This window comes from uncultured Mucilaginibacter sp. (genome assembly GCF_903913935.1).
In the GTDB taxonomy this organism is placed as follows: Bacteria; Bacteroidota; Bacteroidia; order Sphingobacteriales; family Sphingobacteriaceae; genus Mucilaginibacter.
Map to the genome: position 1 here is coordinate 1 of NZ_CAIWNH010000489.1, position 6,864 is coordinate 6,864.

Here is a 6,864-nt window from a genome sequence, read left to right on the forward strand (position 1 = left end):
CCCTCTTTTTTCATAGCCTCCATCTCGGCTTTCCACTTAGGGCTGTCAAATTGCTTTTTCATTTGTTCAGCCTGATTTTTCATTGCCTCCATCTCGGCTCTCCACTTAGGGCTGTCAAATTGCTTTTTCATTTGTTCAGCCTGATTTTTCATTGCCTCCATCTCGGCTCTCCACTTAGGGCTGTCAAATTGCTTTTTCATTTCATCACCCTGTTTATTCATCGCATCCATCTGTGCCTTCCATTCAGGGCTATCAAATTGTTTTTTCATCTCCTCACCCTGCTTTTTAAAAGCGTCCATTTCGGCTTTCCATTTTGGGCTGTCGAATTTTCTCCGCATTTCTTCCCCCTGTTTCTTCATCGCCAGCAATTGGGCTTTCCATGCAGGATTATCAAATTGCTTCTTTATTTCTTCACTTTGCTTGCGGATGGCCTTCATCTGGCTTTTCCACTCAGGGCTGTTAAATTGTTTCCTCATCTCCTCGCGCTGTTTACGGAAGATTTCCATTTGCTGTCTCCATTCCGTGCCCGAATAGAAATTACTGTCTGCTTCTTCCATAACGCTGTCTGCCATAGCTGCTTCTTTTTTGCCCTTAGCAGTAGTTTTATCTTTGCGGGGATGTTTGATCGTATCGCTTTCAAATAAATTCCTGTTGGCGTCAGTATTTGCAATAGCTCGTTGTTTTGTTGTATCGATAACAAAGTTTGATTTTGCTATTAACTGATGTGCGTCGTGCCTGCGGGTAGCAGCAGCGGCAGTTTTAGGGTTAAACCAGGCAAGGCTGCCCAAACTTCCTGCCAGCAAAAGCAGGGCGATCATAAGGTGTCGGATGTTGCCTATCGGCTTATTGGTTTTCATAATTCGTTCAATTCTGTTTAATAAATGATACTTTTTGCCTGTTGCGGCCAGTGCGATGGGTAAACGGCCAAGCCTTGTTTCTTCCAGCTTTAGCAAAGCCCTGGCATATATTAATGGTTTTTGGGTTTTTTCAATCACCAGGTCGTCGCAACTGTTTTCCCGTTCCTGGTTGATGACCCGGTTGATCAGGTGCGCAAACGGATTGAAGAAAAGGATGATGGTAATAACCTGCTGCCCGATGTTAACCAGGTAATCATTCCTTTTTATATGCGACAATTCGTGTATTAAAATGGCTTCGATCTCGCAGGCAGAAAGATGGGTGGCAATCGATACCGGCAAAAGAATAAGCGGCTTAAAATAGCCCATCATGCAGGGAACATCCACCAGTTGGCTGAATTTTAACTGGACGGGCTTATTGATGTTGAGTTTTTTTGAAAATTTAGTAATAAACTGCTGCATTTGCTCCGCCGGGATCACCGACCGTTTGATCTGCCTGATCTTATTCCATTCAAACCCCAACTTAAAAATATTTACCAAAAGCCCGGCAAAATAAGCGGCAGCTATATAGGGCATATAAATAGCCAGTGAAGCAAAGAAAGAGGGTTTAACAGGTGTATAATAAGCCAGTTTAAAAGAGGGCAGCAACCGGGCAAAATTTACCGGCCCTGCATTTACCCAGTTATAGGAGTGGATCTCAACCAGCAAAGTATAAATAAACAACAGCGAAACCATTGCCAGCGACACAATGGCCAGGTTATATTTTTTTATTGCGGATAATGCCGGAGCAGCGGCAAGAACCATCCGCAGTAAAAAATAAACCAGCATCCCCTGCCATAAGGAGTGAATAATGGTGGTGCCTAAAACCTGGCTGATGTTATATAATACGTTTTCCATTGCCTTTTTTTGTTTAGTCCGAAAGTCCGGAAGACCGGAAGCCTGCCTGCCGGCAGGCAGGTCCGAAAGACGCTGCCGTCTGTTTTTTTTTAATCTTTAACCTTTACAACCCTTACAACAAAACACTAATCTATAGTCTCCAACCTCTAATCACTATCACGAAACTTCTCCATGTAACTCTTTATCGCGTCTATCTCATCTTTTGATGCCCGGTGGTGGCCGAGGGCCTGGATCACCAGGTCGGAGGTAGAGCCTTTAAAAACCGTAGATATAATTTTATCCAGCGCGGTTTGCTGCGCCTGCTCGCGGGTGATCAATGCTTTATATAAATGCGTTTTTGCTGCGGTATCGCGCTCAACCAGGCCTTTTTCGTGCATGATCTGCATCAACTTTAAAGTGGTGGTATAGCCGGCATCTTTATTTTTAGCCAATTCCTCATGTACATCGCGAACGGTGCACTGGCCTTTCTTCCAGATCACCTGTAAGATCTCTAATTCACTCTCTGTTGGTTTGATTTCCATTATCCTTTTTATGTTATACGAATTTCTTCGTACAAATATGTACGATAGTTTTCGTATATGCAAATTAATTTGAATATTTTTTTGACACGATTAAAAGATTTTAACGATTACCGTGATTTTATAGTTAAAAGACGCGGAGTAATAGGGGAATGTTACAGGGGAGAGGTGAAAGCTAAAAGGTAAAAGGCGAAAGGTGATTTTAGGAAGGATAAAGCCAATTGACAGCGGACGAAAACCTTTTACCTTTCGCCTTTTACCTTTATCCTTTCACCTAAAATTACTGTTTCTGCAGCGCCTGGTACTTCAAACCGTTGGCAGGGTCAACCTGGGTTAAAATATTGATCACCTGCACCTTTTGCTGCATATCAGCATTGGCAAAAATGGAGACAAACTCATCGCGCTTCGCTGTAAAAAACACCAGCGGGAACATACCGCCAACGCGCTGCATATCCACCTGGGAAAGGGTAGGCATCAGGTCGAAAATAGCCTTGCGGCCTTTACCGGCATTGTCAGCCATCTGGTCCAGCCCGTTGCGATGGTAATCATACATAAAACTGCGCAGCGGCTGGTAAAGTTTGTTATTGAGGTTTTCCTGCAGCCAATACCGGTTTTTATTCCCGTCAAATGCTTTCCAGCCTTTTGCACTTGAACCCTGGGCATTGGCTACAACGGTTTGGGCCGCAGCAAAATAAGGAGTTCCGCCAAACCTCGAAAAACTGTCATAATCCAACCCGACGATAACATCAGCATAAAAAGCCAGTATCGAGGTCAACTCTCCCAGGTAACTCTGGTCGCTGAAATCCATGGTTTGCCCTTCGGTGTACGAAAATGAGATATCCTTGTCAAGCGTATTTAATAAAGTGGAGGTATAACCCGAATTAAAAACGGGCCTTAGCGAGAGTACCTGCAATTCGCCGCTAAAATTACTGTTGCCGTCCCAGTTGGTAACGTTCAATATAAAGTTGCATTCAATGCGTTCCTGCGGTAAAATATTATCCTGGCTCCATTTGCGGCCATTCAAAAAATCTTTCATCGCTGTTTCAAGCGTTTGCAGGATCCGTTTATTGGTTGACTGAACTTTAGGCGATAAAACCTGTACGGTGGCATTCAGGTCCTGCGCCGACGCGATACCGCATAGCAAAAAAAGAAAAATATAAATGCTTAATACTTTCATCGTTTTATCAGCTCAACAATTTTATGGCAGATATCCAGGGCAACTTCATCTTTGTTTTTAACAGGGAAGGTGGTTTTTTGTAAGGTTTTGTCGATGATCGTTATCTTATTGGTGTCCTTTTTAAAACCGGCCCCCGCGTCATTCAGCGAATTTAGCACAATAAAATCCAGGTTTTTCATCTGCAGCTTTTTTATTGCATTTTTTTCTTCATCATTAGTTTCCAGTGCAAAGCCAACCAGTACCTGCCGCTTGGTCTTTTGCGCACCCAAAGTGCTTAAAATATCAACGGTTTGTTTTAGTTCGATATTAAGTAAGTTGTCTGCTTTTTTTATTTTTTGCTGCACCGGGTGTGCCGGGGTATAGTCAGCAACGGCAGCGCTCATGATGCATGCTACGGAATTTTTATAATGCAGCAGGCAGGCTTCCAGCATTTCGGCTGCCGAGGTTACATCAATTCTTTTTACAGAGGTCTGTTTGCTTTTTTGGGCCGATGGCCCCGAAATCAGCGTAACATCAGCGCCAAGCCGCGCCAGCTGATCAGCAATGGCAAAGCCCATTTTGCCCGAAGAGTGGTTGCCGATAAAACGTACCGGGTCAATCGCTTCGTAGGTAGGGCCGGCAGTAACCAGTATTTTTTGATCAGCTAAGGGAAGCTTTTTTTTAAGTGATGAGGAAATGAATGCCGCTATTTCTTCGGGTTCCGCCATGCGGCCTTCGCCGTTAAGCCCGCTCGCCAGTTCGCCCACACCCGGAGGGATCAGTATATTCCCAAAGGATTGAAGTTTAGCGATGTTTTCGCGGGTGGCATCGTGTTTCCACATGTCAAGGTCCATGGCCGGCGCAAAATATACCTCACATTTGGCCGAAAGATATACCGCCATCAACAAATTATCGCATAAGCCGCCAGCCATTTTTGCCATGGTATTCGCGCTTGCAGGGGCTATGATCACCAGATCGGCCCAAAGTCCTAAATCCACATGGTTGTTCCATTCACCGGTTTCGGGGATAAAGTAATCAACCAATACCGGTTTTTTGGAAAGGGTAGATAGGGTTAAAGGGGTGATGAAATTGGTAGCGTCCGGCGTCATCACTACCTGTACATTAGCGCCGGCTTTTACCAGTAGCCTTATTAAGGTAGCCGCTTTATAAGCTGCAATACTGCCGCAAACGCCTAAAACAATGTTTTTATCCTGTAGCATAAGGCCCCTGACCCCTAACGGGGGAAGAATAATTATTTAAAATTAACAAAAAAACTCCCTTGAGGGAGTTTTTCTTTATTATTTAAGCTTTTAGGTCTCCGCCAACCGGCAGATACTGGGGAACTATTGTTGTTCTTTAGCCGGATTCCTGTAATGGATCTTGTCTTCTAAAAATTCCTGGATAGCTACCAAAGATGGTTTTGGAAGTTTTTCGTAATATTTTGAGATCTCAATCTGTTCGCGGTTTTCAAAAACTTCTTCCAGGTTATCATTCGATGATGCAAATTCCGAAAGCTTCTGGTGCAATTCTTCCTTTACGTTATTTGATATCTGGTTAGCCCTTTTTGACATAATCACCAACGATTCGTAAATGTTGTTGGTTTTTACATCCAGTTCGCGCAAGTCGCGGGTTACCGTGCTGTTGGCAACGGCTGGCTTGGTAGTATTGTTAACTGTGTTCATAATCAATTATGTTTTATGGGATTTTTTGGTCACCATTGTTTTTTTCAGATGGTGGCTGACTTTTTACTGTATCTTTTCTGGCTATTTTATTGGCTAACCTCGGGTTAAAAGCTGCTTCAGCCAAAACACGTTTGGTTTTTTCAATAGCCAGGGTACTTTCTTTTAAGTAGTCCTTAGCGTCTTTTAAATATTTACTGTTGGGGTATTTTTCAATAAATTGCTGTGCATAGGCAATATCCTGGTTAAAACGGTCAACCTGGTGGTCTTCGCGACTATGGTCGGCATATTGGTACTGTGCCCTTATGGTTAAAAAATCAAGCTCTTCAGCATATTTGGTATCAGGGTAATCGCGCAGGGTATTACCAAATGCAATAACAGCAGCCTGCCAGTCGCCTATAGTTAAATACAACTTTGAATTAGCGTATGATTTCTGTTCAAGTTTATCCCTAAGGTTTTGTATCAGCTTGCTGGCTTCCGGTACACGGTCGCTTTTAGGGTATAGGTTGATAAAATACTGCAGCGATTCAATAGCTTTATTGGTGTTATCCTGATCGAGCGAAAAGATCGGCGAATCAAGGTAATAACAATAGGCCGACATAAAGCGGCACTCCTCAGCCCTGGGGCTTGATGGATAGGTATCCGCAAATGTTTTAAAATGATACCTGGCCGAAGTATAGTCCTTCAACTTATAATTAGTATACGCATAGTAATAATACAAATCTTCCGCCTGTTCCTGTCCGCGGTAACGTGTTACCAGGGGATCAAACAAACCTAAAGCTTTTGAATACTCCTTTTTGTTATATAACTTAATCGCCTCCGAATACTTTTTGGCATTATCGTTACCGGTACGCAATTTTTCATATTTGCTTTTACAACTGCCCAGCGCAATAATTAAAATAGTGAAAACACAGGCTAATAACCCTAGTTGTTTTTTAAACATTTTGCAAAGATACGTGAATAATATAAATCAGTCAATTAATTATTTTCTTCGGCCTTTTCCATAGCGAATGGGCTCAAACCCATTGCTGCTTTTGAAGCGGTTCCCTTTTTCTTCGGCTAATATAGGACGCTTGTTTTGCCCGTAGTATATATATAGGGATGATTTAACATCTTTTAACGAATAGGTGAGTGGTTCATGGTTCATAGTTTGAGGGGCTGAGTGGTTTTAATTAAAACTGTTTAGTTTATATAGTATATATAAGGGGGACGAATAGTTTCAATTAAAACTGTTTAATTTATATAGTATATATACACTACATCGGCGCAATCTTTTACGTTAAGTCGGTTTTCAGGCAGAACAGTTCCCCTGGTACCGGCAGACCGGGCCGGCAAATGCCCGATGCAAACGATGCCGGTTAGTTTATTTAAAGCAACATGCCTCATTAACGCTATAATGCTGCTGCTTTCATTTAAAGTTTCCATGCCGGATTCTTTGATTTGACGTATAAGCATATTTAATGATAAATCCTGAATACCTGTTCCTGGCTGCCTGTTTCAGCTATAAACCATGAGCGATCAACCATGAACTAAACTTTTTCCTGCTGATTTGCAAAGTGTTAACAATACACATGCAGTTTTTCTTACAAACTATTTGCTAAATTGAAAACTGTGCTTACCTTTGCAGCCCGCAAACGAGGAAAGAAAAGAGGAGAAGGAGCGGGAAAAAAGGAGGAAAAGTAAGCTTTAGAAAATAAAAAAAAATAAAGTTTGCGAAACAGAAAAAGGTTGATACCTTTGCAGTCCCAAAAGAAAGGGTC

At 42.4% G+C, this 6,864-nt stretch carries 8 protein-coding genes; all 8 read right to left on the bottom strand.

Going from position 1 to position 6,864, the window contains the following annotated elements; genetic code table 11:
- Positions 1-1,751 (bottom strand): M56 family metallopeptidase (locus QZY09_RS19850; protein WP_295675253.1); only part of this gene is annotated, 1,751 nt, incomplete at its 3' end.
- 146 nt (positions 1,752-1,897) lie between these two features.
- Complete coding sequence (locus QZY09_RS19855; protein WP_295675255.1) at positions 1,898-2,272, bottom strand: BlaI/MecI/CopY family transcriptional regulator; 375 nt, start codon at positions 2,270-2,272, stop codon at positions 1,898-1,900.
- Positions 2,273-2,549: 277 nt separating this feature from the next.
- On the bottom strand, positions 2,550-3,446 hold the full coding sequence (locus QZY09_RS19860; protein WP_295675257.1) for a DUF4835 family protein: 897 nt from the start codon (positions 3,444-3,446) through the stop codon (positions 2,550-2,552).
- Complete coding sequence (coaBC, locus tag QZY09_RS19865; RefSeq protein ID WP_295675259.1) at positions 3,443-4,645, bottom strand: bifunctional phosphopantothenoylcysteine decarboxylase/phosphopantothenate--cysteine ligase CoaBC; 1,203 nt, start codon at positions 4,643-4,645, stop codon at positions 3,443-3,445. Before coaBC ends, QZY09_RS19860 begins: the two co-directional genes overlap by 4 nt.
- 123 nt (positions 4,646-4,768) lie before the next feature.
- A complete protein-coding gene (locus tag QZY09_RS19870) occupies positions 4,769-5,107 on the bottom strand; it encodes a DNA-directed RNA polymerase subunit omega (RefSeq protein WP_295675260.1) in 339 nt (112 codons plus the stop codon).
- 13 nt (positions 5,108-5,120) lie between these two features.
- A complete protein-coding gene (locus QZY09_RS19875; RefSeq protein ID WP_295675262.1) occupies positions 5,121-6,047 on the bottom strand; it encodes an outer membrane protein assembly factor BamD in 927 nt (308 codons plus the stop codon).
- A gap of 39 nt (positions 6,048-6,086) precedes the next feature.
- Positions 6,087-6,251, bottom strand: a complete 165-nt coding sequence (locus tag QZY09_RS19880) for a hypothetical protein (RefSeq protein ID WP_295675263.1) — start codon at positions 6,249-6,251, stop codon at positions 6,087-6,089.
- 86 nt (positions 6,252-6,337) lie between these two features.
- Positions 6,338-6,559 carry a hypothetical protein gene (locus QZY09_RS19885; protein WP_295675265.1) on the bottom strand — a complete coding sequence of 74 codons (222 nt, stop codon included), beginning with the start codon at positions 6,557-6,559 and terminating at the stop codon, positions 6,338-6,340.
- Positions 6,560-6,864: the final 305 nt, after the last annotated feature.

What these genes read in the sequence shown, in the direction of transcription:
- QZY09_RS19855 (WP_295675255.1), bottom strand. Translation starts at nt 2,272, where the DNA reads ATGGAAATCAAACCAACAGAGAGTGAATTAGAGATCTTACAGGTGATC.
- QZY09_RS19860 (WP_295675257.1), bottom strand. Translation starts at nt 3,446, where the DNA reads ATGAAAGTATTAAGCATTTATATTTTTCTTTTTTTGCTATGCGGTATC.
- coaBC (WP_295675259.1), bottom strand. Translation starts at nt 4,645, where the DNA reads ATGCTACAGGATAAAAACATTGTTTTAGGCGTTTGCGGCAGTATTGCA.
- QZY09_RS19870 (WP_295675260.1), bottom strand. Translation starts at nt 5,107, where the DNA reads ATGAACACAGTTAACAATACTACCAAGCCAGCCGTTGCCAACAGCACG.
- QZY09_RS19875 (WP_295675262.1), bottom strand. Translation starts at nt 6,047, where the DNA reads ATGTTTAAAAAACAACTAGGGTTATTAGCCTGTGTTTTCACTATTTTA.
- QZY09_RS19880 (WP_295675263.1), bottom strand. Translation starts at nt 6,251, where the DNA reads ATGAACCATGAACCACTCACCTATTCGTTAAAAGATGTTAAATCATCC.
- QZY09_RS19885 (WP_295675265.1), bottom strand. Translation starts at nt 6,559, where the DNA reads ATGCTTATACGTCAAATCAAAGAATCCGGCATGGAAACTTTAAATGAA.